This window comes from Janthinobacterium lividum, from assembly GCF_011601275.1.
Lineage (GTDB): Bacteria > Pseudomonadota > Gammaproteobacteria > Burkholderiales > Burkholderiaceae_D > Janthinobacterium > Janthinobacterium lividum_E.
Genome location: NZ_JAAOLY010000001.1, coordinates 302,521 through 328,130, shown reverse-complemented (window position 1 = coordinate 328,130; position 25,610 = coordinate 302,521). Strand labels below are relative to the sequence as shown.

At 61.7% G+C, this 25,610-nt stretch carries 19 protein-coding genes and 1 tRNA gene; 14 read left to right on the top strand and 6 right to left on the bottom strand.

Features of this window, described 5'->3' with window-relative positions; translation table 11 throughout:
* Positions 1–200: 200 nt before the first annotated feature.
* The 3 genes from GYK42_RS01510 to GYK42_RS01500 all read left to right on the top strand — a co-directional run bounded on the left by GYK42_RS01510 (position 201) and on the right by GYK42_RS01500 (position 3,798).
* Complete coding sequence (locus tag GYK42_RS01510) at positions 201–1,379, top strand: acetyl-CoA C-acetyltransferase (RefSeq protein WP_035823614.1); 1,179 nt, start codon at positions 201–203, stop codon at positions 1,377–1,379.
* A 136-nt stretch (positions 1,380–1,515) separates the two neighbouring features.
* On the top strand, positions 1,516–2,256 hold the full coding sequence (gene phbB, locus GYK42_RS01505; RefSeq protein WP_035823615.1) for an acetoacetyl-CoA reductase: 741 nt from the start codon (positions 1,516–1,518) through the stop codon (positions 2,254–2,256).
* Positions 2,257–2,373: 117 nt separating this feature from the next.
* Positions 2,374–3,798, top strand: a complete 1,425-nt coding sequence (locus tag GYK42_RS01500; protein WP_166446049.1) for a hypothetical protein — start codon at positions 2,374–2,376, stop codon at positions 3,796–3,798.
* On the opposite strand, the gene GYK42_RS01495 is transcribed toward GYK42_RS01500, so the two are convergent.
* Positions 3,735–4,355: a LysE family translocator gene (locus GYK42_RS01495; protein ID WP_235501942.1), complete on the bottom strand. Its 621-nt coding sequence runs from the start codon at positions 4,353–4,355 to the stop codon at positions 3,735–3,737. The genes GYK42_RS01500 and GYK42_RS01495 overlap by 64 nt on opposite strands.
* Before the next feature lie 153 nt (positions 4,356–4,508).
* Between GYK42_RS01495 and GYK42_RS01490 the strand changes: the two genes are divergently transcribed.
* From GYK42_RS01490 to GYK42_RS01475, 4 genes are all read left to right on the top strand, one after another.
* Positions 4,509–4,991: an Lrp/AsnC family transcriptional regulator gene (locus tag GYK42_RS01490; protein WP_166446048.1), complete on the top strand. Its 483-nt coding sequence runs from the start codon at positions 4,509–4,511 to the stop codon at positions 4,989–4,991.
* 78 nt (positions 4,992–5,069) lie between these two features.
* Positions 5,070–6,026, top strand: coding sequence for a prolyl aminopeptidase (pip, locus tag GYK42_RS01485; protein ID WP_166446047.1), 957 nt, complete (start codon positions 5,070–5,072; stop codon positions 6,024–6,026).
* 112 nt (positions 6,027–6,138) lie between these two features.
* A complete protein-coding gene (locus GYK42_RS01480) occupies positions 6,139–6,579 on the top strand; it encodes a DUF2721 domain-containing protein (RefSeq protein WP_034783716.1) in 441 nt (146 codons plus the stop codon).
* 42 nt (positions 6,580–6,621) lie between these two features.
* A complete protein-coding gene (locus GYK42_RS01475; RefSeq protein WP_034752899.1) occupies positions 6,622–7,077 on the top strand; it encodes a hypothetical protein in 456 nt (151 codons plus the stop codon).
* Position 7,078: 1 nt separating this feature from the next.
* Here the strand turns inward: GYK42_RS01475 and GYK42_RS01470 are convergent, their stop codons facing one another.
* Positions 7,079–7,660, bottom strand: coding sequence for an SRPBCC family protein (locus tag GYK42_RS01470; RefSeq protein WP_240943368.1), 582 nt, complete (start codon positions 7,658–7,660; stop codon positions 7,079–7,081).
* A 159-nt stretch (positions 7,661–7,819) separates the two neighbouring features.
* Here GYK42_RS01470 and GYK42_RS01465 point away from each other — a divergent pair, with 159 nt between their 5' ends.
* Positions 7,820–9,865 carry an NADPH-dependent 2,4-dienoyl-CoA reductase gene (locus GYK42_RS01465; protein ID WP_166446046.1) on the top strand — a complete coding sequence of 682 codons (2,046 nt, stop codon included), beginning with the start codon at positions 7,820–7,822 and terminating at the stop codon, positions 9,863–9,865.
* A gap of 79 nt (positions 9,866–9,944) precedes the next feature.
* Here the strand turns inward: GYK42_RS01465 and ybaL are convergent, their stop codons facing one another.
* The 3 genes from ybaL to GYK42_RS01450 form a co-directional block, all read right to left on the bottom strand.
* The gene (gene ybaL / locus GYK42_RS01460; RefSeq protein WP_166446045.1) at positions 9,945–11,654 is read right to left on the bottom strand and encodes a YbaL family putative K(+) efflux transporter; all 1,710 of its coding nucleotides are present in this window, start codon (positions 11,652–11,654) and stop codon (positions 9,945–9,947) included.
* A gap of 210 nt (positions 11,655–11,864) precedes the next feature.
* Positions 11,865–12,986 carry a beta-ketoacyl-ACP synthase III gene (locus GYK42_RS01455; RefSeq protein ID WP_166446044.1) on the bottom strand — a complete coding sequence of 374 codons (1,122 nt, stop codon included), beginning with the start codon at positions 12,984–12,986 and terminating at the stop codon, positions 11,865–11,867.
* Positions 12,987–13,163: 177 nt separating this feature from the next.
* Positions 13,164–14,603 carry a S41 family peptidase gene (locus GYK42_RS01450; RefSeq protein ID WP_166446043.1) on the bottom strand — a complete coding sequence of 480 codons (1,440 nt, stop codon included), beginning with the start codon at positions 14,601–14,603 and terminating at the stop codon, positions 13,164–13,166.
* A 327-nt stretch (positions 14,604–14,930) separates the two neighbouring features.
* Between GYK42_RS01450 and GYK42_RS01445 the strand changes: the two genes are divergently transcribed.
* From GYK42_RS01445 to GYK42_RS01435, 3 genes are all read left to right on the top strand, one after another.
* Positions 14,931–15,515, top strand: a complete 585-nt coding sequence (locus GYK42_RS01445; RefSeq protein WP_166446042.1) for a hypothetical protein — start codon at positions 14,931–14,933, stop codon at positions 15,513–15,515.
* Between the two features lie 141 nt (positions 15,516–15,656).
* The gene (locus GYK42_RS01440; protein ID WP_166446041.1) at positions 15,657–17,732 is read left to right on the top strand and encodes a M13-type metalloendopeptidase; all 2,076 of its coding nucleotides are present in this window, start codon (positions 15,657–15,659) and stop codon (positions 17,730–17,732) included.
* Positions 17,733–17,974: 242 nt separating this feature from the next.
* Positions 17,975–20,050 carry a M13-type metalloendopeptidase gene (locus GYK42_RS01435; protein ID WP_166446040.1) on the top strand — a complete coding sequence of 692 codons (2,076 nt, stop codon included), beginning with the start codon at positions 17,975–17,977 and terminating at the stop codon, positions 20,048–20,050.
* Between the two features lie 183 nt (positions 20,051–20,233).
* On the opposite strand, the gene GYK42_RS01430 is transcribed toward GYK42_RS01435, so the two are convergent.
* The gene (locus GYK42_RS01430; protein WP_046681924.1) at positions 20,234–20,794 is read right to left on the bottom strand and encodes a c-type cytochrome; all 561 of its coding nucleotides are present in this window, start codon (positions 20,792–20,794) and stop codon (positions 20,234–20,236) included.
* A 199-nt stretch (positions 20,795–20,993) separates the two neighbouring features.
* Between GYK42_RS01430 and GYK42_RS01425 the strand changes: the two genes are divergently transcribed.
* The 3 genes from GYK42_RS01425 (at position 20,994) to GYK42_RS01415 (ending at position 25,596) form a co-directional block, all read left to right on the top strand.
* Positions 20,994–21,069 (top strand) — tRNA-Arg (locus GYK42_RS01425).
* A 329-nt stretch (positions 21,070–21,398) separates the two neighbouring features.
* Complete coding sequence (locus tag GYK42_RS01420; protein WP_166446039.1) at positions 21,399–24,056, top strand: TonB-dependent receptor; 2,658 nt, start codon at positions 21,399–21,401, stop codon at positions 24,054–24,056.
* Between the two features lie 187 nt (positions 24,057–24,243).
* On the top strand, positions 24,244–25,596 hold the full coding sequence (locus GYK42_RS01415) for an MFS transporter (RefSeq protein ID WP_166446038.1): 1,353 nt from the start codon (positions 24,244–24,246) through the stop codon (positions 25,594–25,596).
* Positions 25,597–25,610 lie beyond the last annotated feature (14 nt).

Sequence of the window (25,610 nt, the reverse complement as noted above, 5' to 3'; positions counted from 1 at the left end):
GGCAGCGGCTATCCGCCGCGCCAGTCCGCCCGCCGCCACCGCAAGCAGGCTGTCATCGCCGCCGCCTGCGGTGCGGCGCTGGAACTGCGGCGCATGCCGCGCTAGAATGAAACGCAGCTTGCTGTGTCTTCCCCGGATTCTCATTGGATTCTATTAGTACCTTGACCTTGGCCCTCGTGGCCTGCATATCGGAGAAATAAATGGATGATGTCGTAATCGTGGCCGCCGGCCGTACCGCAGTCGGCAAATTCGGTGGCAGTCTGGCCAAGATTCCTGCGTCCGAACTGGGCGCGCATGTAATCAAGGGCTTGCTGGCACAGACCGGCATCGACCCGAACCTGATCGGCGAAGCGATCCTGGGCCAGGTGCTGACGGCCGCCGTCGGCCAGAACGCCGCGCGCCAGGCCGTCATCAAGGCTGGCCTGCCTAGCTCGATCCCGGCATTTACCATCAACAAGGTTTGCGGCAGCGGCCTGAAGGCCACGCACCTGGCGGCGCAAGCGATCAAGTGCGGCGACGCCAACATCATCATCGCCGGCGGCCAGGAAAACATGAGCGCTTCGCCGCACGCAATGAACGGCTCGCGCGACGGTTTCCGCATGGGCGACTTCAAGATGATCGACACCATGATCGTCGACGGCCTGTGGGACGTGTACAACCAGTACCACATGGGCATCACGGCGGAAAACGTCGCCAAGAAATACGAAGTGACGCGCGCCGAGCAGGATGAATTCGCGCTGCAGTCGCAGCTGAAAGCGGAAGCGGCGCAAAAAGCGGGCAAGTTCAAGGATGAAATCCTGCCGCTGGAAATCGCCAACAAAAAAGGCACCGTCGTCTTCGACAGCGATGAATACATCAAGCCAGGTTCGACCCTGGAATCGCTGTCCGGCCTGCGCCCCGCGTTCGCCAAGGACGGCACTGTTACCGCCGGCAATGCGTCGGGCCTGAACGACGGCGCCGCCGCCGTGATCATGATGTCGGCCTCGCAAGCGAAAGAACTGGGCTTGAAGCCACTGGCGCGCATCAAGGCTTACGCGTCGTCGGGCCTGGACCCGGCCGTCATGGGCATGGGCCCCGTCTCCGCATCGCGTTTGTGCCTGAAAAAAGCCGGCTGGACGCATGAAGAGCTGGACCTGATGGAAATCAATGAAGCGTTTGCTGCGCAAGCGATTGCCGTCAACAAGGAAATGGGCTGGGATACCAGCAAGATCAACGTGAACGGCGGCGCGATCGCCATCGGCCACCCGATCGGCGCGTCCGGCGCGCGCATCCTGGTCACCCTGATCCACGAAATGATACGCCGCGACGCCAAGAAAGGCTTGGCAGCCTTGTGCATCGGCGGCGGCATGGGTGTTGCTTTAGCGATCGAGCGGGATTAATCGCTAGCGCCGAACCCAGTCGTCGCGCAAAGTGGGTGACGACTGGGTTCGGTACGCCGCCATCATGCGGTGTTTTCGGATCGCTTTATTTAAATAATTAACTTTTTAGCAATAGAACGACACTGAGGGGATGAAAATGGCAAGAGTTGCATTGGTAACTGGTGGCATGGGCGGTCTGGGCGAAGCAGTGTGTTTCAAGCTGGCGGCCCTCGGCTATCGCGTGGTGACCACATATTCCCCAGGCAATCCGAAGGTCGCGGAATGGCTGGCGACGACGAAGGACATGGGCTATGACTTCAAGGCCTACCCGTGCGACGTGGCCGACTACGATTCGGCGGCTGCCTGCGTGGCGGCCGTGGAAGCGGAAATCGGTCCTGTCGACGTGCTGGTGAATAACGCTGGCATCACGCGCGACATGACGTTCAAGAAGATGGACAAGCCGAACTGGGATGCCGTCATGGGCACCAACCTCGATTCCGTCTTCAACATGACCAAGCCTGTCTGCGACGGCATGGTGGAACGCGGCTGGGGCCGCATCATCAATATCTCGTCCGTGAACGGCCAGAAGGGCGCCTTCGGCCAGACCAACTATTCGGCCGCGAAAGCCGGCATGCATGGTTTCACCAAGTCGCTGGCGCTGGAAGTGGCGCGCAAGAATGTCACCGTCAACACCATCTCGCCAGGCTACATCGGCACCAAGATGGTCATGGCGATTCCGCAGGAAGTGCTCGACAGCAAAATCATCCCGCAGATTCCGATGGCGCGCCTGGGCAAGCCGGAAGAAGTGGCCGGCCTGGTCGCCTACCTGGCTTCCGACGAGGCAGCGTTCGTCACGGGCGCCAACATTTCCATCAACGGCGGCCAGCACATGTCGTAATCGTTGTTGAGGTAAAACAGAAAGACAGCTTCGGCTGTCTTTTTTTATGCTTGCCAGCAAAACAAGGGGACGGCCGGATTTGTCTTAGAATCAGCATTTCCCCACTGCATCATCTCCATGACCCTTGTTTCCGCCTTGCGCCGCGCCAGCGTGGCCGCCATCCTTTTCCTGGGCGCCAGCGCGGCCCAAGCCAGCGTCGCGTTCCACGTCACGGTGACAACCGAACGCGTCAACAAACCCGGCGTGAAAACCAGCTTGCCCGCGCGCACTACGCAGGAAAGCGATGTCGTGCTGGGCGAACATTACCTGAGCGTGCGCGATGGCAAGAGTCTGTCCGTGTTGGACTTTGCCACGCGCCGCCGCTACCTGATCGATACGGCGGCGTCCACCTACGACACGTATTCGCTGTTCGACGTGGCGGGTTTTCGCGTCTTCGAGCTGCGCCATCGGCAGGGGATCGTCGGCATATTGAAGGCGGGCGGCCTTGAGCAGCACGCAACGCTGCCCGTGTATGAGGAACAGGCTTTGTCGGTACTGGACAACAAGCGGCGCGGCGCGCTGGCGCCGCAAGTGCTCGACGGCGCCGTGCTGTGGTCGCTCGACGGACAGCCCCTGCTGCGCCTGGGCATTGCCGGCAGCCCCGCCAGCGGCGACGATGCGACGGCGTTTGCCCAGTACTTGCGCTACACCTGGGGCGGCCATCCGCTGGTGCTGAAGCTGCTGGCCGACGGCAAGCGCATTCCCGCCGACTTCACCTTGCATTACCAGGAAGTGGGCGGCACGGTGACGCGCCATTTCCGCGTCAGCGCCATGACGGCGGGTGCGCCCGCCACGTATTCGCTGGCCGCCTACCGGCCCCGCCCGCTGGCGGCCGATGCGCCCCCGCTCGAACGGGTGCTGGCGCAGGCGGCGCTGTTGCCGCCGCCGGGACCGCAGGTGCATGCCGCGCTGCGCGCCGAAGCGGAAAGGCTCTTTGCGGCAGAAAAACCCTTCGAGGCTTTCTTGACCATGCTGGAAGACCATTTTTCCACGGGTGCGCTGGTCGAAAAACTGTCGCTTCAGCAGCAGCGGGCCATGCAGGAATGCCAGCCCATCCACGACTTGACGCGGGGATTGCAGGCCAAGGACAAGGAGGGCATCGCGGACGCGCTGGCCACCGTGCAGGAATTGAGAAAGCAAACGGGGATGACGCAGCCCGTCCTGGCCTTGTTCGAGGGGAATTTGCGCGCCAAGCTGGGGCAATGGCCGCAAGCGACGGCCTTGTATCTGCACGTGCTGCAGGCAAAGCCGCAGATGGCGGCCGTGTACCAGGATCTGGGCGACGCCTTGCTGGCGCAATTCGATGCGCCGAATGCCTGGCGCAGTTGGGATGCGGGGCGTGCCATGGCGCCGTCGCTGCGGCAATTTCGCAAGGTCAACGACCTTGAGCGCAGCTTGCTGAACGATTACCCCGCCTTTTTTGCCGACGCTAAAGCAGTTCAGCCCAGCACCAGCCGTCCGGCCAGCAGCACGAAGACCGAGGGCAGCACGAACTTGCCGTAAGGCGAAGGCTTGCCGCGCAGGCGGCGCGCCAGGCGTGCGGCCAGCACGGCGTAGATGGCGTCGAACAGCAGGCCCATCAGCACCAGAACAGCGCCCAGGCGCAGGTATTGCATGCCGACCTGCTCGCTGCCGGCGACAAATTGCGGCAGGAACATACTGCAAAACAGTAGTGCCTTCGGATTGAGCAGATTCGTCAGGAAGCCGCGCACCAGGCTGGCGCGGGCGCTGTGCGCCGTGGCGGGGGCGGCTTCGTCCGGCGCCGTTTTGCTCGACAGGGCCGACTGCAGCAGGCGCAGCGCCAGGTACAGCAGGTAGGCGGCGCCCGCCCATTTGACCCACTGCAAGGCTTGCGGATGCGTCACCATCAACGCCGCCAGGCCCGCGCCCGACAGCGCCACGTGCACGGCGCGCGCACCGGCGATACCCACGGCCGTCACCAGCGCCGTGGCCACGCCGCGCGCGGCGCCCGTCGCCAGCACCAGCGCCATGTCGGGCCCCGGTAATAAAAAGGCGCCAGCCAGTGCCAGCAGGTACATCAGGAAGGTAGAATCGGACATGGGCCAGTCGAAAAGAAAAGCGGGAGCATGCGCACGGTGCAGCCTGCTCGCCGGGCCCCATTATGTTCTTGCAGCGATGAAATGTGCTTGCTTTTCCTGCCCTGCATGCCCTAGTATTCGGGTAGATTCCACTCGTATAAAAACAAAAATTAGATGAAACTTTCAGAAGTTAGCCTTGACGCCACCGATTTACAGATACTCAGGCTGTTGCAGGATGAAGGAAGGCTGTCGAATGCGCGCCTGGCCGAGCGCTTGAAACTGAGCGAAACTCCCGTCTGGCGCCGCCTGCGCCGCCTGGAAGAAGAAGGTTTTATTACCGGCTACCAGGCTTTGCTCAACCGCAAGAAACTGGGCATCGGCCTGGTCGCGTTTGTCCGTGTCGTGTTTGCCAACCATGGCGGCGAGCAGCCGTCGCAGTTCGAACAAGCGATCGCAACGATTCCCGAAATTCTGTCGTGCCACAACGTGGCGGGCGAAGCCGATTATTTTCTGCAAGTGGTGGCGCGCGACCTGGAAGCGTATGGCGAATTCGTCTCGACGGTCTTGCGCCGCCTGCCTGGCGTGGCGGAAATCCAGTCCAGCCTGTCGATGCGCGAAATCAAGTCGTCGAACCGCCTGCCCTTGTTGCTGGCCTGAGGCGCCGGCGGCGCACTATAATTGGAACAGTTGCCAGGACTCGCGCCTGGCGCCCTGACCGCCATTCCAAGGACCGCCATGCCAGATACACTGTCACCCCTGTTTCCCGCCCTGTCGCCGAACCGGCACGGCATGCTGGCGGTCGATGACATCCACACCATTTATTGGGAAGAGTGCGGCAACCCCGACGGCATACCCGTGCTGTTCCTGCATGGCGGCCCCGGCGCGGGCCTGTCGCCGCAGCACCGCCGTTTCTTTGATCCGCAGCGCTACCGCGTGATCCTGTTCGACCAGCGCGGCGCCGGCAAGTCCACGCCGCTGGGCGAATGGCGCAATAACACGACGCAGCTGCTGATCGAGGACATCGAACGCTTGCGCGCCCAGTTCGGCATCACCCAATGGCTGGTGTTTGGCGGCTCGTGGGGCTCGACCCTGGCGCTGGCGTATGGCCAGGCGCATCCCGCAGCCTGCCTCGGTTTCGTGCTGCGCGGCATTTTCCTGTGCACGCAGGCGGAAATCGACTGGTTCATCGAAGGCGTGCGCTGGTTCTATCCGGAACTGTACGCGGAATTCGCCGCGCCGATTCCGCTGGAAGAACGGGGCGACTTGCTGGCGGCCTATGTGCAACGCATCCTCAGCAGCGATCCAAACGTGTACTGGCCGGCCGCGCGTGCCTGGAGCCGCTTCGAAGGCCGTCGCGTCTACCTGATGCCGCAACCGGAAGATGCGCCGAACGATGCGCTCGACCTGGGCGTGGGCCGGCTTGAATCGCATTACATGGCCAATCTCGGTTTCTTCGAGGAAGACCAGCTGATCCGCAACATGGAGCGCATCGCGCATTTGCCGGCTGTTATCGTGCAAGGACGCTACGACGCCATCTGCCCGCCGCTGTCGGCCTACCGCCTGCAGCAAGCCTGGCCCGGCGCGCAGCTGGAAATGATCCCGGACGCGGGCCATGGCGCGCTCGAGCACGGCATCGCTTCGGCGCTGGTGCGCGCCACCGAGCGCTTCGTGCCGGGGCGCGGCTTCGCATGAGCCGTGAACATGCCGGTTGGCAAAGCGGCCAGCCGGCGTGCGCCACCTGCTACACTATGGCCTGTGCTGGCGCCAAGGTCGGGCGCCGGTGTGAACCCACGACTTTTTATCCATGAACATACAGATCGGCGACATCGGCCATATCATCCAGCTGGCGATTGCGCCGGTTTTCCTGCTGACCGGCATCGGCACCATGCTGGTGGTGCTGACCAACCGCCTGGGCCGCATCATCGACCGCACGCGCGTGCTGGAAGACCGGCTCGATATCGGCTACAACGATTTCTATATGGATGAGCTAGATACCTTGTATCGGCGTACCCATCTGATCAATTACTCGATTTCGCTGAGCACGGCGTGCGGTTTCTTCGTCTGCGTCATCATCGCCATGCTGTTTTTGGGCGATATTCTGAACCTGACCCTGGACAAATACATCGCGGCCTTCTTTGTGCTGGCCGTGATTTGCCTGATCGGCTGTTTTATTTATTTACTGCGCGAAATTTATCTGGCCGCGACGGCCCAGCGCATCCGACGCCATATCCGCCCGCCACGGTAAGCGGCGCGCCGGTTTACCCTACTATTGAAGAACGAGTCCAGCATGCACGATTACAAACGTCCCCCTACCCTGCACCGCTACGGCCAGCGCAGCGAACTCGAGCTGGCGCTGAGCCTGGGCCAGTTCCGCCTGGCACCGGCGGGCAATTGCCTGACCCTGAGCTTTTCGCAAGTGTGGGACAAGCAACTGTTCGACCTGTTCGCCCCGGCTGACGCTTGTTTGATCATCCACAATACGGAAGAATTCGGCGAACGCCTGCACCGCGCCGTGCAGCGCACCTTGCCCAGTTGGGCAGGCATCGATGGCCTGGTCGAATACGGCCAGCGCGCCGCCCTGGGCGCCGCCTTCACCAAGACGCGCGCCGAAGCGCCCGAGCAGGAATGGCTGTTCGCCTGGCGTTCGATGCAACCGCAGGCCAGCCTGAACCCCGTCACGGTGAAGCTGGGCAGCCTGGAAAACTTCGCGGAAATCCGCGACCGCGACACCTACCTGGCGTAATTTAGCTGGATTTGTCGGCGTACTGGCTGTCGATGCGGGCCAGCACGGCCGCCATCATGCGCTCGATATCGCCGCGTATCATGGTCGTGCCCAGCATGCCGGGCACATAGAAACCCGGCATCAGCCGGCTGGAAAAGACGATGCGCGTGCCGCCCGTCTCGGGCACGGGATACAGATTCCAGCGCGATTCGTAATGCCGCATGTCGCCGGAGATCAGGGCGATGTCGATGGACGTCAACGGCGTTTCCGTGGCCCGCACCACCAGATGGATGGGGTGGTTCATGAACAGGAAGCGCGCCATGCCCTGCTGCTCGATGATGACTTCATTGCCGTTGCGAGACAGTACGCGGCAGGAGCTGAGGTCGGGCACGAATTCATTCATGCGCTCGTAGGTGGTCAGGGTCTTCCAGACGGACGCCGGCGGCGCCTGCACGCTGGCGCTGGCATCGACTTCATACATGCGCTGGCCGTCGACCTCGATGCGCTTGACCTCGACCTTCAGCCTGTCCAGGCGTATCGCCTGTGCCAGCGCGGTAGCGGGGACGGCGCACAGCATCAGCAGGCAGAGGAAGAGTCGCTTCATGCCACCTAGCCTACGGGAAAGTACCGCCCGGCACAAGCTGTACGCATCGCCGGCCGCTGCGCCGGGCGATTTAGAACTCCCGGTCTAGAGAAAGTCGCTGCGGCGATCGGCAATGCTTGCTACCGTACGGCCTGCAACCACCTTATCGGACCGATCACCATGACTGCCTATCCCCATCTGCTGGCCCCGCTCGACCTGGGTTTTACCACCTTGCGCAATAGAGTCATCATGGGGTCCATGCACACGGGCCTGGAAGACCGTTTTTACCATTATGGCAAGCTTGCCGCGTTTTACCGCGAACGGGCGCGCGGCGGCGTGGGACTGATCGTCACGGGCGGCATCTCGCCGAACCGCCAGGGCTGGCTGCTGCCGTTCGGAGGGACCTTGAATTTCCTCGGCGACGTGCCGAACCACCGCAAGGTGACGCGCGCCGTGCACGAGGAGGGCGGCAAGATCGTCATGCAGATCCTGCATGCGGGCCGCTATGGCTATCAGCCGTTCGTCGTCTCGGCGTCGGCCAAGAAATCGCCGATCTCGCCCTTCCGTCCCCGCCCCCTGAGCGAACGGGGCATCGAGCGCACGATCTGCGACTACGTGCGCTGCGCGCGCCTGGCGCAAAAGGCGGGCTACGACGGCATCGAAGTGATGGGCAGCGAAGGATATTTATTGAACCAGTTCCTGTGCGCGCGCACGAATCTGCGCCAGGACCGCTGGGGCGGCACGATCGAAAACCGCATGCGCCTGCCCGTGGAGATCGTGCGCCGCATCCGCGCCGCCGTCGGCCCCAGCTTCATCATCATGTACCGTCACTCGCTGCTCGACCTGGTCGAGGGCGGCAATACCTGGGATGACGTGGTGACCGTGGCCAAGGCGCTGGAGCACGCGGGCGTGACGATTTTGAATACGGGCTTCGGCTGGCACGAGGCGAGAGTGCCCACCATCGTCACCTCGGTGCCGCGCGCGGCCTTTGCTTCCGTGGCGGGCCGCCTGCGCCGCGAAGTGACGATTCCCGTGGTGGCATCGAACCGCATCAACATGCCGCACGAAGCCAACGCCATCCTCGAGCGGGGCGACTGCGACCTCGTGTCGATGGCGCGCCCCTTCCTGGCCGACCCTGACTTTGTCGCCAAGGCAGCCTCGGGACGCGCCGACGAAATCAACACCTGCATCGGCTGCAACCAGGCTTGTCTCGACCACACCTTTGCCAACAAGCGCGCCAGCTGCCTCGTCAACCCGCGCGCTTGCCATGAAACGGAACTCGTGTACGCGAAAAAGGCCGTGCCGCGCCGGGTGGCCGTCGTTGGCGCCGGGCCGGCCGGCTTGTCGGCCGCCTGCGTGGCGGCCGAATGCGGGCACGCGGTGACCCTGTTCGACAGCAGCGATAGCGTGGGCGGCCAGTTCAAGGTAGCCATGCAAATTCCCGGCAAGGAAGAATTCACGGAAACCATCCGCTATTTTGCGCGTCGGCTGGCGCTGCTGGACGTCAAGCTGCGCCTGGGCCAGCGCGTGACGCGCGAGCAATTACTGGCCGGCGGCTATGACGACGTCATCGTCGCCACCGGCATCAAGGTGCGTCTGCCGGCCATTCCCGGCATCGACCATCCGAAGGTGCTGTCGTATCTGGATGTGCTGCAAGCCAAGAAGCCGGTGGGCGCGCGCGTCGCCATCATCGGCGCGGGCGGCATCGGTTTCGACGTGGGCGAGTATTTGCTGCACGACCCGGCGCACCCGTTGCCGCAACCCGTGGCGACCTGGGCGGGCGAGTGGGGCGTGGACTTGAACGCGGCCACCGGTGGCGGCCTGGTACCGCCCGTGGCGCCCCATCCCGTGCGGCAAATCTTTCTGTTGCAGCGCAAGACGTCGAAAGTGGGCGCGGGGCTGGGCAAGACGTCAGGCTGGGTGCACCGCGCGGCGCTGGCGAGAAACGGCGTGGCCATGCTGGCCGGCGTGAGCTACGACAAGATCGACGAGCAAGGTTTGCACATCACCGTGGGCGGCGAGCAGCGCCTGCTGGCGGTGGACAACGTGGTCATCTGCGCGGGCCAGGACAGCTTGACGGAACTCATGCCGGAAACGGACAAGGACGGCAAGCCGCTGGTGTCGGGCGGCCCCCGTTTCCACAAGATCGGCGGCGCCGCGCTGGCGGCCGAGCTCGATGCCAAGCGGGCGATACGCGAAGGGGCGGAGCTGGCGGCGAGTTTATAACCCGGAAAAAAACTGGGGTCGGACCCTCAGGGTCCGACCCCGGCATTTGCATGGGCTAGAGGTTCGGCATCAAAGAACTTTAATGGCCATGCCCCTTCTTCGCCGTCTCAAAACTCTGCAGTACGTGCTCGGCCATGCCATTGGCCAGCTCGTGCTCGCCAATGAAGACCTTGCCCGCGTTTTCCGCGCGCAGCAATTCCGCCTCTTCCTCGCTGTGCGTGCGTACCACCGTCAGGATGGCGGGGTTCAGCGCGCGCGCCGTCTCGATCATGGCGCGCACGTGGAAGGTATCCGGCGTGGCGATGACGAGCATGGTGGCGTGCGTGATGTGCGCCTGGATCAGCACGGCCGGTTCGCCCGCATTGCCGGCCACGGCCGGGATGCCCTGCTTGCGCAGCTGGTCGACGATTTCGCGGTTTTCCTCGGCCACGACAAAGTGGATGCCCCGCTCCATCAAGGCGGCGGCAATGCGCCGGCCCACGCGGCCATAGCCGACGAGGACGATCTGGCCCGACAGTTTTTCCTGCGGCACCGTCATCGGCAGCTCGGCCAGCGGATCCGTCGTGCGTTCGAACTTGCGCGCGAAATCGCTGTTGCTCATCACGCGCAGCAGCGGCTTGGCCATGCTGAAGACGAGCGGGTTGAGGGCGATCGACAGGATGGCGCCGGCCAGGATCAGGCTTTGCCCTTCCTGCGGCATCAGGCCCAGAGAGAGGCCCAGCGCGGCCAGGATGAAGGAAAACTCGCCGATCTGCGCCAGGCTGGCCGAGACGATGATGGCCGTCTTCGGCGGATAGCGCAGCGCCATCACGAGCAGGAAGGCGGCGATCGACTTGCCGAAGATAATGATCGCGCACACGGCCAGCACTTGCAGGGGCTTCTCGATGAGGATGTTCGGCTCGAACAGCATGCCGACGGAAACGAAAAACAGCACGGCGAACGCGTCGCGCAAAGGCAAGGATTCTTCCGCGGCGCGGTGACTGAGTTCGGATTCGCGCAGCACCATGCCGGCGAAGAAGGCGCCCAGCGCGAACGACACGCCAAACAGCTTGGTGGACGCATAGGCGATGCCGACGGCGGCGGCGATCACGCACAGGGTAAACAGTTCACGCGAACCGGTGCGCGCCACTTGCCACAGGATCCACGGGAACAGCTTGCGGCCGACGACCAGCATGAAGACGATGAAGCCGGCCACTTGCCCCAAGGTAATGGCCAGGGTTTGCCACAGGCTGACGGCCTCGGCATCCGGCGCGACCTTGCCGCCCAGCACGCCGGCAAACGCCGGCAGCAGCACGAGGACCAGCACGGTGACGAGGTCTTCCACCACCAGCCAGCCGACGGCGATGCGGCCATTCAGGGAATCGAGGATGCCCCGTTCTTCCAGCGCGCGCAGCAGCACCACGGTACTGGCCACGGACAGGGCCAGGCCGAAGATCAGTCCGCCACCGAGGGTCCAGCCCCACCAGTGGGCCAGGCCCATGCCCATCGCCGTGGCGACGCCGATCTGCAGGATGGCGCCGGGCAGCGCGATCTTGCGCACGTCCCATAAATCTTCGATGGAAAAGTGCAGGCCGACACCGAACATCATCAGCATCACCCCGATTTCCGCCAATTGTCCCGCTATTTCCGCATCCGCCACAAAACCGGGCGTGGCCGGTCCGATGATGATGCCGGCGGCTAGGTAGCCGACCAGTGCCGGCAGCTTCAGGCGCGCGGCGATGAAGCCGAAGATGAGGCCGAACCCGAGGGCGGCGGCGATGGTGGTGATCAGGCTGATGTCATGGGGCATGCGTGGTGGGTTCCTTATGGCGACGTGCGGATGGAAGAGATGTTGCTCAGCGGCTAAGTATAAACGCATCAAAGCCCCTGCCGGAAAATTTCCTGCGGCTTTATTGCAAAAAACCTGTGCTATATCTTCGTCCAGGTGGCCGCGAACGCATGCCTATCCACCCCGAACATCGCCTAATTCAAGGAATCAAACGATGTTACACCCATGCGCTCAGAGCTTGCGCACGACCACGCAGCCGATGGAATAACCGGCGCCGAACGAGCAGATGACGCCGGTGCTGCCCGCCGCCATGTCATCCTGATATTTATGGAAGGCGATGATGGAACCGGCCGACGAGGTGTTGGCGTAGGTGTCGAGGATCACGGGCGCTTCATTGGCTTGCGCGTCGCGGCCCAGGATCAGGCGTGCGATCAGCAAGTTCATGTTCAGGTTGGCCTGGTGCAGCCAGTAGCGGGAGACTTGCGCCACTTCCACGCCGGCCTTGGCCAGGGTTGCCTTGATCATCTCGGCGGCCATCGGGCACACTTCCTTGAAGACCTTGCGGCCTTGCTGGCGGAACAGTTTATCGGCCTGGCCCACGCCGGACTCGTCAAAACGGTTGAGGAAGCCGAAATTGTTGCGAATGGCGTTTGAAAAGCGCGTTTTGAGTTCCGTGCCGATGATCTCGAACTGGTGCTGGGACACGGCCGTGTCCTTCGCTTCGACAATGATGGCGGTGCAGGCGTCGCCGAAAATGAAATGGCTGTCGCGGTCGCGCCAGTTCAGGTGGCCGCTGGTAATTTCGGGATTCAGGACCAGCACGGCGCGCGCCTGGCCGCTTTGCACGGCGGCCACGGCTTGCTGGATGCCGAAGGTGGCGGACGAACACGCCACGTTCATGTCAAAGCCATAACCATCGATGCCCAGCGCATCCTGCACTTCCACGGCCATGGCCGGGTAGGCGCGCTGCATATTGCTGCAGGCCACCAGCACCATGTCGATATCGGCTGGCGTGCGCCCGGCGCGTGCCAGCGCATCGCGCGCGGCGGCCACGGCCATTTCCGCCTGCAGCGACAGTTCGTCATCGCCGCGCTCGGCAATGCGCGACACCATGCGCGCCGGATCGAGGATGCCTTCCTTTTCCATCACGAAGCGCGACTTGATGCCGGACGCCTTTTCAATAAAAGCCACGCTCGACAGGTCCAGCGCCGTCACTGTGCCCGCGGTGATCGCGTCGGCGTTATCGGCATTAAACTTTTCCGCGTAGGCATTGAAGCAGGTGACCAGTTCTTCGTTGGAGATCGAAAATGGCGGCGTGTACAGTCCGGTACCGCTGATGACGACTTGTTTCATGGTTAAACTTTCAAATTTGGCAATCGACGTGGCGCCGATAAGTGAAGCAAATTTTACACAAACAGGCTCGACTGTAGAGAGTTTCGTGTTGCGGGGCAGGGCGATGTGTGGCGGAAGATTGATTTTTGTCGCGTGGACGGAATACCGGGGGGCATGGTGCCCCCCTGGCTGTGCTGCTTACTTCTTCTGTTCTTTCTTGACGTCGGCTTGCACCACCACCGGTTCGGCCTTGGCCAGTTGCACCGGCAAGCCCTTCAGGTGGTTCAGCGCCTGGTGCAATTGGAAATCGTCCTTGCTGCCAAATTCCAGCGGCTTGCGGGTCTTTTCCAGGGCGATGATGCGCAATTGCTCTTCCATCTCGTCGTTGACGGGGGCCGCTTTGGCGCTTTCCTGGTCGCGGTCGTTGCTCAGATGCTTGGTCAGGTCCGCTTCGCGGATGCGCAAGCCGTTCAAACCGTCGCCGTCCGCATTTTCATCGACCAGCAGGTCGGGCACGATGCCCTTGGCCTGGATCGAGCGGCCGTTCGGCGTGTAGTAGCGGGCCGTCGTCAGCTTGACGGCCGTGTCGGCCGTCAGCTGGCGGATGGTTTGCACGGAACCCTTGCCGAAGGTTTGCGTGCCGATAATGGTGGCGCGCTTGTAATCCTGCAGGGCGCCGGCGACGATTTCCGAGGCCGAGGCCGACCCCGTGTTGACGAGCACCACCAACGGCACTTTCTTGATGGCGGCGGGCAATTTCGCCAGCGCATCGCCTTCCGAGCGGAAAGTATAGTATTCGGCGCGGCCGTAGAACACCTGTTTCGAGTCCGGCAGCTGGCCGTTGGTCGAGACGATGGCCGCGTCCTTCGGCAGGAAGGCGGCCGAGACGCCGATGGCGCCTTGCAGCACGCCGCCCGGATCGTTGCGCAGGTCGAGCACCATGCCCTTGATGTTCGGATCCTGCTTGTATAGGGCCGTGATCTGTGCGGCCATGTCGTCGACGGTCGGCTCCTGGAACTGCGACACGCGCAGCCAGGCGTAGCCCGGCTCGACCATCTTCGCCTTCACGCTCTTTTGGTGGATTTCCTCGCGCGTGATGGTAAAGGCCAGCGGCTGCGGTTCATCCTTGCGGGCAATGGTCAGCGACACCTTGGTGCCAGGTTCGCCGCGCATGCGCTTGACGTTGTCGTCGAGGCTGACGCCTTTCACGGGCTGGCCATCGAGGCGGGTGATCAAGTCGCCAGCCTTGATGCCGGCGCGGTAGGCGGGCGAATCCTCGATGGGCGAGACGATCTTGATGTAGCCGTCTTCGCTCAGGCCGATTTCAATGCCCAGGCCGACGAACTTGCCTTCGGAGCCTTCGCGCAGCTCGGCGTAGGCTTTCTTGTCCAGGTAGGCGGAATGGGGGTCAAGCGAAGCGACCATGCCGGAAATGGCGTCTTCCAGCAGTTTCTTGTCTTCCACTGGCTCGACGTAATCGGACTTGATCAGGCCAAACACGTCGGCCAGCTGGCGCAATTCTTCCAGCGGCAGGGGCGGTTCGACGGTTTTTTGCGCCATGGCGGAAAATTGCAGCGACACGGCGACGCCGGCCACCACGCCCAGGCCGATCAAGCCGGTATTTTTGAGTTTGCCCATCTTTGCACCTTTGCAGCTAGCGTGTCTTGCACAAGCGCCAGTCCCCGTGGAGCGGCGCTTTGTTGAAAGTATAGACCTGAATCTCTGCCGGCGTGGGCCGGCCGTGGAAAAAGCGTGCCTGGGCCCAGTCTACGCGCGAAAACGGGGCCGCCAGCTTGCCATATGTTGCGGTTTTGTATGCGATGTATAGGGAGTCTTGAGGGGAGTAAGCATTTGTAAGAGTCGAAAAAAAGCGTGTGCAGCGGCCCTATAGTGGACTCGCATTCTCGACCCGAAGTGGTTTTGCCTGCGTCTGCGGACGCAGGCTTTTTTTTATCCGGAGCCCGCATGACCTCGCTGACCTTTCCCTCCGCCGTGCGCCGTCTCGGCCTCGCCTTGCTGCTGGGCACAACCGCCTTGACCGCCTCGGCCGTGCCGATTTCCGAGATGCGCCTGGAAGACTTGTTGCCGATGGCGCCCGATTTCAAGGTGGAACTGAAACTCAATGCGAATCAAAGCATCTTGTGGCAGCAGGTGGAAGGGAAATCCCGCCAACTCTTGCGCGAACGCAAGATGCGCCGCGAACGGCTGCAAGCGGCGGTGACGCAGGGCTTGCAGGCGCCCCGGCTGGAGCTGCGCGACTTGCTCGCCGGCCTGGACACGGAAAGCACACAGAGCCTGGCCGAAGAAAAGCAGTTGCGCGAATGGTGGCTCAGCGTCAACGACGCCCTGGACGAGAACCAGCGCCAGATGGTGGCCCAGTTCCTCGCCGGCCAGATGGCGCGCGTGATGGACGCCGCCGTACCCCGCAGCGAATCGCGTGGCGCTCCCGCTGGCGAGCACGGCGGGCGCAAGGGCGGCAAGGGGGGAATGGGTGGCGCGGGCGTGAGCATGGGCAGCAGTGGCGCCGGCATGACGATACCGGGCAACTAAGGGCAAGCAAGGAGGCAGTCGGGGGCCAAGGATGGCCAAATGGCATGCTCACGTGCTACATTCCTGCAGTACCTGGCGCGGCAGGCTATCCGCCCGCAGCTATCTGCCCGGTCTTTTTGACATGCCCCATAAGGACAATTCGTGAATCGCTATCTCTTAAGCAGTCTGACCCTGACCCTGTTGGCTGCGTTTGCCCATGCCGCCGAACCCGTATCGGCCGCTGCCGCTCCGACCGTGGCCCCAAGCGCCGCACCTGCCGCCGCTGGCGTCGTTTCCGGCATCGATGTGCAGTACATCGACCCCGCCGTGCGCGTGCAGGACGATTTCTTCACCCATTTGAACGGCAAGTGGCTGGCGACGGCCGAGATCCCTGCCGACAAGTCGAGCTGGGGTTCGTTCGCCAAGCTGCGCGACGACACGACGCCGCAATTGCGCGGCATCATCGTAGCCACGCAACAGGATAAAAACAAGAAAGCCGGTTCCGAAGCACAGAAAATCGCCGACCTGTACGCCAGCTACATGGATGAAGCCAAGCTCGATGCGCTGGGCACGAAGCCGCTGGCCGGCGAACTGAACCGCATCCGCTCGCTGCGCGACAAGAAGGGCGTGCCGGCCCTGATCGCCCACCTGAGCCAGACGGGCGTGTCGACTCCCTACTCCGTCTACGTGGGCCAGGATGCCCGTGCCTCGACGAAATATGCGGCTTACGTGAGCCAAAGCGGCCTGGGCATGCCCGACCGCGATTACTACCTGGAAGCCAAGCAGGCTGGCGTAAAAGAAAAATACCAGGCGCACGTGGAAAAAATGCTGGCCATGGCCGGCGACAAGAACGCCGCCGCCCGCGCCAAGGCTGTTGTTGCGCTGGAAACGGCCTTGGCCGAAGTGCAATGGACCAAGGTCGAGAACCGCGACCCCGTCAAACGCTACAACAAGACCGACATCAATAAACTGAACGACCTGACCCCGGGCTACGACCTGAAGTCCGGCTTGGCCGCCCTCGGTATCGCCAACAAGGTCGTTTACGTCATCGTCAACCAGCCGAGCTACCTGGCCGGCTACAACAAGGTGCTCGCGTCCGCCGACCTGGACACCGTGAAAGCCTATTTCGAATGGCAATTGCTGCGCAGCTATGCCAGCTATCTGTCGAAAAACTTCGTTGACGAGAGCTTTGCCTTCTACGGCACGGTACTCAGCGGCGTGAAGGAAAACCAGCCGCGCTGGAAGCGTGGCGTGGGCGCCGTTGAAGGCGTGCTGGGCGAAGCCGTCGGCAAGCTGTATGTGGCGCAATACTTCCCGGCGGAGCGCAAGGCGCACATGGAGGAACTGGTGAAAAACGTGCTGGCCGCCTACAAGGACAGCATCGACACCCTGGACTGGATGAGCCCGGAGACCAAGAAGGAAGCGCAAGCCAAGCTGGCCAAGTTCACGCCGAAGATCGCGTATCCGAACAAATGGCGCGATTACACGAAGCTGCAAATCGTCCAGGGCGACCTGGTGGGCAACATGATGCGCGCCGCCAATTTCGGTTCCGCGCGCCAGGTGGCCAAGCTGGGCAAACCGATCGACCGCGAAGAGTGGGGCATGACGCCGCAAACGGTAAACGCCTATTACAGCTCGACGATGAATGAAATCGTCTTCCCCGCTTCCATCCTGCAGCCGCCGTTCTTTGACGCCAATGCGGACGACGCCGTCAACTATGGCGCCATCGGCGCCGTCATCGGCCATGAAATCAGCCACGGCTTCGACGACAAGGGCAGCCAGTCCGATGGCGACGGCAACCTGCGCGACTGGTGGACCCCGGCCGACCGCAAGAATTTTGCGGCCAAGGCCGACGCGTTGACCAAGCAATACGATGGCTACAGCCCATTGCCTGGCTACCACGTCAACGGCGCCCTGACCCTGGGCGAAAACATCGCCGACAACTCGGGCGTGGCGATCGCCTATAAAGCCTATAAAATCTCGCTGGGCGGCAAGCCGGCGCCCGTGCTGGACGGTCTGACGGGCGACCAGCGTTTCTACATGGGCTTTGGCCAGGTGTGGCGCAGCAAGATGCGCGAAGCGCAGCAGATCGTGCAGATCAAGACCGATCCCCATTCGCCGGGCCAGTACCGCGCCAATGGCACCATGGTCAACCAGCCTGGCTTCTATGAAGCGTTTGGCGTGAAACCGGGCGACAAGATGTATGTTGCGCCGGAAAACCGCGTGATCATCTGGTAAACGTCATCCGACACACCGATGGGACTCACAATGTTGTCGGCTTACGCCCTCTGGGCTAAGCCGACCTACGTCATGTAAACGTTATCTTGTCACAACAAAAAAGACCACTTGCGTGGTCTTTTTTGCATTCTGGCCAAAGTTCTTTCTGTCATTTCAGCCGGTATGCTACAGTCAAAAACCGGGCCAGAAGCCCTGGGCCTTCTGACCCTTATATTCCACACAATACAATATAGAGGACAACCGTGAATCGTTATTTGTTAAGTGCATTGACCTTGAGTTTGCTGGCCGGCGTGTCCGGCATGGCTGGCGCCGCTGATACTGCCAAGAAAGCCGCCGCCGCTCCCGCCACGGCCGTCGCTGCCGCGGCGCTGACGTCCGGCATCGCCGTCGAATACGTCGACCCTGGCGTGCGCGCGCAGGACGACCTGTTCCAGCACCTGAATGGCAAATGGCTGGCGGAAACCGTGATTCCTGCCGACAAGTCGAGCTGGGGCAGCTTTGCCAAGCTGGCCGACGATACCCAAACGCAGCTGCGCGGCATCGTCGAAGGCGCGGCCGCTGACAAGGCTCGCGCGGCCGGTTCGAATGCCCAGAAAATCGGTGATTTTTATAACAGCTTCATGGATGAAGCCAAGCTGGAAAGCCTGGGCCTGACGCCATTGAACGCGGAGCTGGCGAAGATCGCCGCGCTGCAGGACAAGGCGGAATTGCCGGCCGTGATCGCGCACTTCAGCAAGCTGGGCGTGACGTCGCCGTACGACTTCGGCATCCACCAGGACGCCAAGGATTCCACCAAATACGTGGCCGACATCGTGCAAAGCGGCCTGGGCTTGCCTGACCGCGATTACTACCTGGAAGCAGGCAAGGCCGATACGCGCGCCAAATACCTGGCCCACGTGGAAAAAATGCTCAGCTTGGCCGGCGACACGAACGCGGCAGCCAATGCCAAGGCTATCCTGGCGCTGGAAACGGAACTGGCCAAGGCGCAATGGAGCAATGTGCAGAACCGCGACCCCGTCAAGACCTACAACAAGGTGGAACTGGCGAAACTGGCCAGCGTGGCGCCAGGCTACGACTGGGCCCGCTACCTGAAGGACACGGGCATCGCCGGCAAGGTCAATTATGTGATCGTCAGCCAGCCCAGCTACCTGAAAGGTTTTGCCGAGATCGCCAACAAGACGCCGCTGGAAACGTGGAAAGCATACTTCCAGTGGCATTTGCTGCACGCGAACGCCGGCTATCTGCCGAAAGCGTATGTCGATGAAAACTTCGCCTTCTATGGCACTACCCTGACGGGCGTGACGGAAATGCGTCCGCGCTGGAAACGCGGCGTGGGCGCCGTCGAAGGCGCGCTGGGCGAAGCCGTGGGCCAGCTGTACGTGGAGCAGTATTTCCCGGCCGAGCGCAAGGTGCGCATGGAAGCGCTGGTGAAAAACCTGATGACGGCCTACAAGCAAAGCATTGACAAGCTCGACTGGATGAGCCCCGTCACCAAGAAACAGGCGCAAATCAAGCTGGCCAAGTTCACCACCAAGATCGGCTATCCGAACAAATGGCGCGATTACTCGGGCCTGACGGTGGCGCCCGACGACTTGATCGGCAACATCCAGCGTTCGCACCTGCTCAACTACAACCGCGAATTGAACAAGCTGGGCCAGCCTATCGACCGCGACGAGTGGGGCATGACGCCGCAGACCGTGAACGCCTATTACAACCCGGAACTGAACGAAATCGTCTTTCCTGCCGCCATCCTGCAAGCGCCGTTCTTCGACGCCAACGCGGACGATGCCGTCAACTATGGCGCCATCGGCGGCGTGATCGGCCATGAAATCAGCCACGGCTTCGACGACCAGGGCGCCCAGTACGACGGCGACGGCAATCTGCGCGACTGGTGGACCAAGGCCGACCATAAAAACTTCGCCAAGAAAACCAAGCAATTGGTGGCGCAGTACAACGGCTTCAGCCCCGTCAAGGACCACTTCGTCAATGGCGAACTGACCCTGGGCGAGAATATCGCCGACAATTCCGGCGTGGCGATCGCCTATAAAGCATACAAATTGTCGCTGAACGGCAAGAAAGCCCCCGTCATCGACGGTTTCACGGGTGAGCAGCGTTTCTATGCGGGCTTTGCCCAGGTATGGCGCATGAAGATGCGGGAAGCGCAGCAACTGGTCTTGCTGAAAACGGACCCGCACTCGCCAGGCCAGTTCCGCGCCAACGGCACCATGCGCAACCAGCCCGGCTTCTATCAAGCCTTCGACGTGAAACCGGGCGACAAGATGTATCTGCCACCGAAAGACCGCGTCATCATGTGGTAACAGCAGTGCTAACGCGCTAGCATCGAGCCGCCCCGCTATCAAGCCGGGCGGCTTTTTCACATCCGTCGCGAACGTCGCGTAGGTCGGATTAGGGGCACGCGTAATCCGAAAAATCGCTTGCTTATGCGCAGGCGAAAAAAAACCGCCCATCCGGGCGGTTCCTGGTTCAGCGCGCTGGCTGAATTATTTGGCAGGTTCGGCTGCAGGAGCAGCGCCATCAGCGGCCGCGGCTGGTGCCGGGACTTCCGGTTCCTTGAACTTGCCGCCCGACGCGTTGGCGATGTAGACGACGGCGCGCGCCACTTCCACATCGTCGAGGTCGGGATTGCCGCCCTTGGCCGGCATCGCGCGCAAGCCTTCGATGGCGTGTTTCAGGACCGTATCGTAGCCTTGGGCCAGGCGGGCCGACCAGCTGCCCGCGTCGCCAAATTTCGGTGCACCGGCCACGCCGGCGCCATGGCAAGCCACGCAGGTCGCCGTATAGACGGCTTCGCCGCTTTGCAGCACTTTCGGACCGCTGGCATCCTTGAAGGTAAAGCCAGCGTTGGCAACTGGGCTCAAACGCTCGGCAATGGCTTCCGGAGACTGGCTATCCGTACCGGCGCCCGTCAGTTTTTGCGCCGTGACGAACTGCACCAGCAGGATGATGCCGATGACGGTGATGAGGAAGAAGCCAGCTACGGCGGCAAGCAATTGTTTAGGCGTTTTGATCGCTGATTGTTGTTCGTTATGTGCGTCGCTCATGATGTCCTTAGTCCAGATTTGAAACTGATGGCCGTGTAAGGTAGCATTTTTACATGCTTGGATGTAAACCTTTATGAAACCCACAATTATAGGCACAAAAATTGAGCAGTGACATGCAATTGCCAGCGATACGACAGTTTCCGTAGACGTAGGTAAAGAAAAACGGTATCCTTCGCATCACTTCAGAAATTCCCCCTACGCGGCTGTAGCTCAGTGGATAGAGTATTGGCCTCCGAAGCCAAGGGTCGTGGGTTCGATCCCCGCCAGCCGCACCAGACAGATCACGCTTTCCCGTTTTTTCCAGCCAGCATTGCCATGCGGCTGCCTGCGGTATTGCCCATCGTGACTTGAGCACATCAGCCTGCGTCGGTGGCATTGCGCGGCCGCTAGCCAGTACTGCCGCTTTTTTCAGCATCTTCCTTCCGAAACTGCCGCTGACGCCCCTGCCGTTGCCGCCAAAGCCCTCCAGCCGCCGATATCAAAATTGATATCGAAACAGTGGAAAAATTGATTGGAGAGATTATCGCCCAGCCCCTAAGATAAACGCCGAGCATGCGAACGACATGCAAGCGACATAAAAATATCAAACAATATCTGGAGATTCATGATGCGCAACGCCACCGGCCCGCTCGCGGCCACTTCCCCTCGTCCACTCATCTTGAAGGCAGCCGTTGCGGCACTGGCCGGTATTGGCTTGCTGAGCACGGCTTCGGTCTGGGCGCAGGATGCGGTGGCGGTTGATGCCAGTGTCGAGCCGGCGGCGGAAGTGTCGGTTGTGACCGTCAGCGGCGTGCGCCGCTCGGCCCAGAATTCCCAGCAGATCAAGATGCGCTCGGACCAGGTCATCGATTCCATCGTCGCCGACGACATCGGCAAATTCCCCGACAACAACGTGGCCGAGACCCTGGCGCGCATTTCCGGCATCCAGATCCGCCGCGATTCGGGCGAAGCAAGCGCCGTCATGATCCGCGGCTTGCGCGATGTCACGACCTTGCTTAACGGCCGCGAACTGTTCACCACCACGGGCCGCTACGTCAACCTGGCCGACATTCCCGCCACCATGCTGCAGCGCGTTGACGTGTATAAATCGCAGGGCGCGGACCAGGTCGAAGGCGGCGTGGCCGGCATCATCGACGTGCGCACCAACCGTCCGTTTGATTTCAAGGATTTCACTGCCAGCGTGAATACGCGCGCCGTCTACAGCGACAAATCCAAGGCCACGGACCCGAACATCAGCGGCATGCTGTCGAATCGCTGGAAGACGAGTATTGGCGAAGTGGGCGCGCTGCTGGGCTTGTCGCAGCAGCAGCACCGTTATCACGAGGAACGCGCGTTCAATACGGCGCCCGTGGATAAAAGTTTCCTGTCGCCGGGTTTGACGGGGCCGGACCAGGTGGGCTTGCTGCCGATCAAGGGCGACCGCCGCCGCACCACCGCCAATGCTGTGCTGCAATGGCGCCCGAACGCCGACGTCGAGCTGTACGCGGAAGGCATGGCCACGCGCTTCCTCCTCGATGCCGAGTCCGATTACTTTGTCGGCTTGCCATGGTGGGGCACGCCCGTGTCGGCAACAAAAATTCCCGGCACCGACCAGCTGCAAACCCTCACTTCCACCAACGTCAACACCATCATGTCGACGCAGGCGAACAAGAACCAGACGAAGACGCATCAATTTGCCGTGGGCGGCTTGTGGGATATCAATCCGGAATGGCGTTTCACGTCGGAAGTGGCCAGCACCAAGAGCACGTATGCCTGGCGCAATCCGATTCTCGACGCCATTACCGTCGTGCCGAATGCCCGCGTCAACACCAACCAGAACGGCACCTTGCACGTCGACTACACGGGCAGCGATTTGCAAGATCCATCGAATTACTATCTGAAGGGTTTCTTCGACCGCTACGGCCGTGACCAGGGCAGCTCGAACGATGTGCGCGCCGACCTGGCGTACACGCCGAGCGCCGCTGGCATCTTCAAGGAAATCAGCGTCGGCCTGCGCGGCGTGAAGCGCGAAGCCGAATCGATCAAGAGTTTCGAGGGCAATGCGGAAGCACCGGACGTGTCCGGCGCCGCGTTTCCGTTCGGCCGCCAGAGCGTGACGTCGATTCCTGGCCTTAATTGCTTGTCGGAACCGATGTCCAGCGGCGGCCCCGACTATGGCTTGAAGCAGTGGTACACGCCGTGCGCCAGCTTCCTGCTCAATAACACGGGCACCATCCGCGAAGCCGTCACCGGCAGCAGCGCGGCGCGCGCTATGGACCCGGGCTCGTTCTTCAAGGATACGGAAAAGACGTATTCCATCTATACCAAGGCGAAAATCGCCTTCAAGCTGGCAGCATATCCCGTCGACGGCACTGTGGGCGTGCGCGTCGTGCGCACCGAGCAAAGCCTGCAAGGCAACAGTTCGCAAGATGGCGTCTACACGCCTGTCATCAGCGACACGGCCAGCACCGACGTGCTGCCGAGCGTGGCCCTGAAAATCAAGCTGCGCTCGGATCTGGTCGGCCGCTTCGCTGCGGGCCGCACCATCAGCCGCCCCGGCTTTTCCCAGCTGAACCCGGGCGTGGCCCTCGTCAATTCGACGGAAACGGTGAAGGCCACGGGCGCGGGCGGCAATCCGAACTTGAAACCGGTGACGGGCGACAATGTTGACGCGGCACTGGAATGGTATTTCGCGCCAGCTGGTTCCGTCACGGCCACCGTCTTCCACCACAAGTTCGACGGCTATATCCAGCAACGCATTTCCAGCGAAACCATCGCCGGCAAGACCTATGACGTGGACCGCCCGTACAACACGGCCGCCGGCAAGCTGCAGGGCCTGGAAATCGGCTACCAGCAGTTTTATGACGGCTTGCCTGGCCTGTTGAGCGGCCTGGGCTTGCAAGCGAACGGCACCTACATGAGCGGCACCACCGACGACGAGACGGGCAGCCACGCCATTACGGGCGTGTCGCGCTATGCGTACAACCTGGTGCTGCTGTATGAAAAGGACGCGTGGTCGGGCCGCCTGGCCTACAACTGGCGCTCGAAATTCATCGACAGCTACAACCAGGGCGGCCCCGGCCTGGACTTGAAAGTGGCGCCGACGGCCCAGCTCGACGGTTCGCTGTCGTACAAGATCAACGACCAGTTCACCGTGACCCTCGATGGGAATAACTTGCTCGATACCAAGTTCAAGGATTACTGGAACACTGCGGGCGTGTATCCGCGCGATACGCGCCGCTATGACCGCACGGTAGGGTTATCGCTGCGCTGGAAAATGTAAAACGTCCATGGCTGCGTTGCATTGCCTCGCCGTACTACTCGTACTGTCTTCGGCAACGCGCCTTGCCATGAACGTTTTACATGAGTGAGTAGCAGTATCCAAGGGCGTTGCCATGGTTTCGGCCGGCAACGCCCCTGTCAGTTGGGCAGTCAGACACGATTCATCATAAAAAGAATGGACGGAAAGCATGGAGACGCAAAAATTATCTACCGTTGAAAAGGTCGGCTTCGGCGCCGGCGACATGGCGCTCAATGTCGTCATCTCGTCGATGATGTTGATCATCACCTTTTTCTATACCGATATCTATGGCTTGAAAACCACCGACCTGGCCCTGCTGTTCGTGGCCGTGAAAGTCATCGGCGCCATTGCCGACCTGGTCATGGGCCAGATCACCGACCGCTACAGCTTTGCCTCGGGCCGCTACCGTCCATACCTGCTGTGGCTGGCCGTGCCGTATGGCGTCAGCGTCTTCTTTGTCTTCAGCACGCCCGAGTGGCAATATGACGCCAAGCTGATCTGGGCATACTCGACGTATATCCTGATGACCATCATGACGGCCGGCGTGGGCATTCCCTACATTTCGCTGATCAGCGGCCTGACGAGCGACCCGCAGGACCGCCTGTCGGCCAACGGCTACCGCCTGTTCTTCGCCAAGATCGGCGCCTTCATGGTGACCATCGTCGTGCCGATCCTGTCGCAGCGCTGGGGCGGCGGCAACCCGGCCGTCGGCTACCAGGCGGCCATGGCCGTGATGGCCGTCATGGGCGTGGCCCTGTTCCTGTTCTGTTATTTCTCCACCACCGAGCGCGTCGTGCACGTGGTGGAAAAGCAATCGCTGCTGGCGCAGTTGAAAGTGCTGCTGCAGAACGACCAGTGGCTGGTGCTGTGCGGCGTGTGCGTCACGGGCACCATCGGTTACGTGGTGCGCGGCTCGGTCGCCATTTATTACGCGAAATACTATCTGGGCGGTAGCACGGAAACCGTGGCCGCCTTCCTCACGACGGGTGTGGTGGCCGCCATCCTGGCCATGATCGCCTCGACCTGGATCACCAAGTTTTATTGCAAGGTAAAACTGTTCCGCTACACGCAGATCGGCGTCGCCCTGATCAGCCTGGCGATCTATTTCTTTGTGAAGCCGAGCGACACCGTGCTGGCCTTTGCCCTGTATTTCCTGCTGTCCTTTGTCGTAGACTTGCACGCGCCCGTGTTCTGGTCGGCCATCGCGGAAACCATCGATTACGGTCAAGTGAAAACGGGCAAGCGCGTCTCCGGCTTTGCCTTTGGCGGCATTTCCGTCTGCCAGAAGGCGGGCATGGCGGTGGCGGGCGGCCTGGTCGGCGTGCTGCTCGCGTATTTCGATTACCAGCCCAACCATGAGCAAACGCAATTCGCCCTGAACGGCATCGCCCTGATGCTGTCGATCATCCCCGGCTTTTTCCATTTGCTGATGGGCTTGCTGATGTTCAAGTACCGCATCAGCGACAGTTATTACACGGGTGTGAAAGTGGAAATGCACAAGCGCGGCTACGTGGCCGCGTAAGAATAATTGAATGG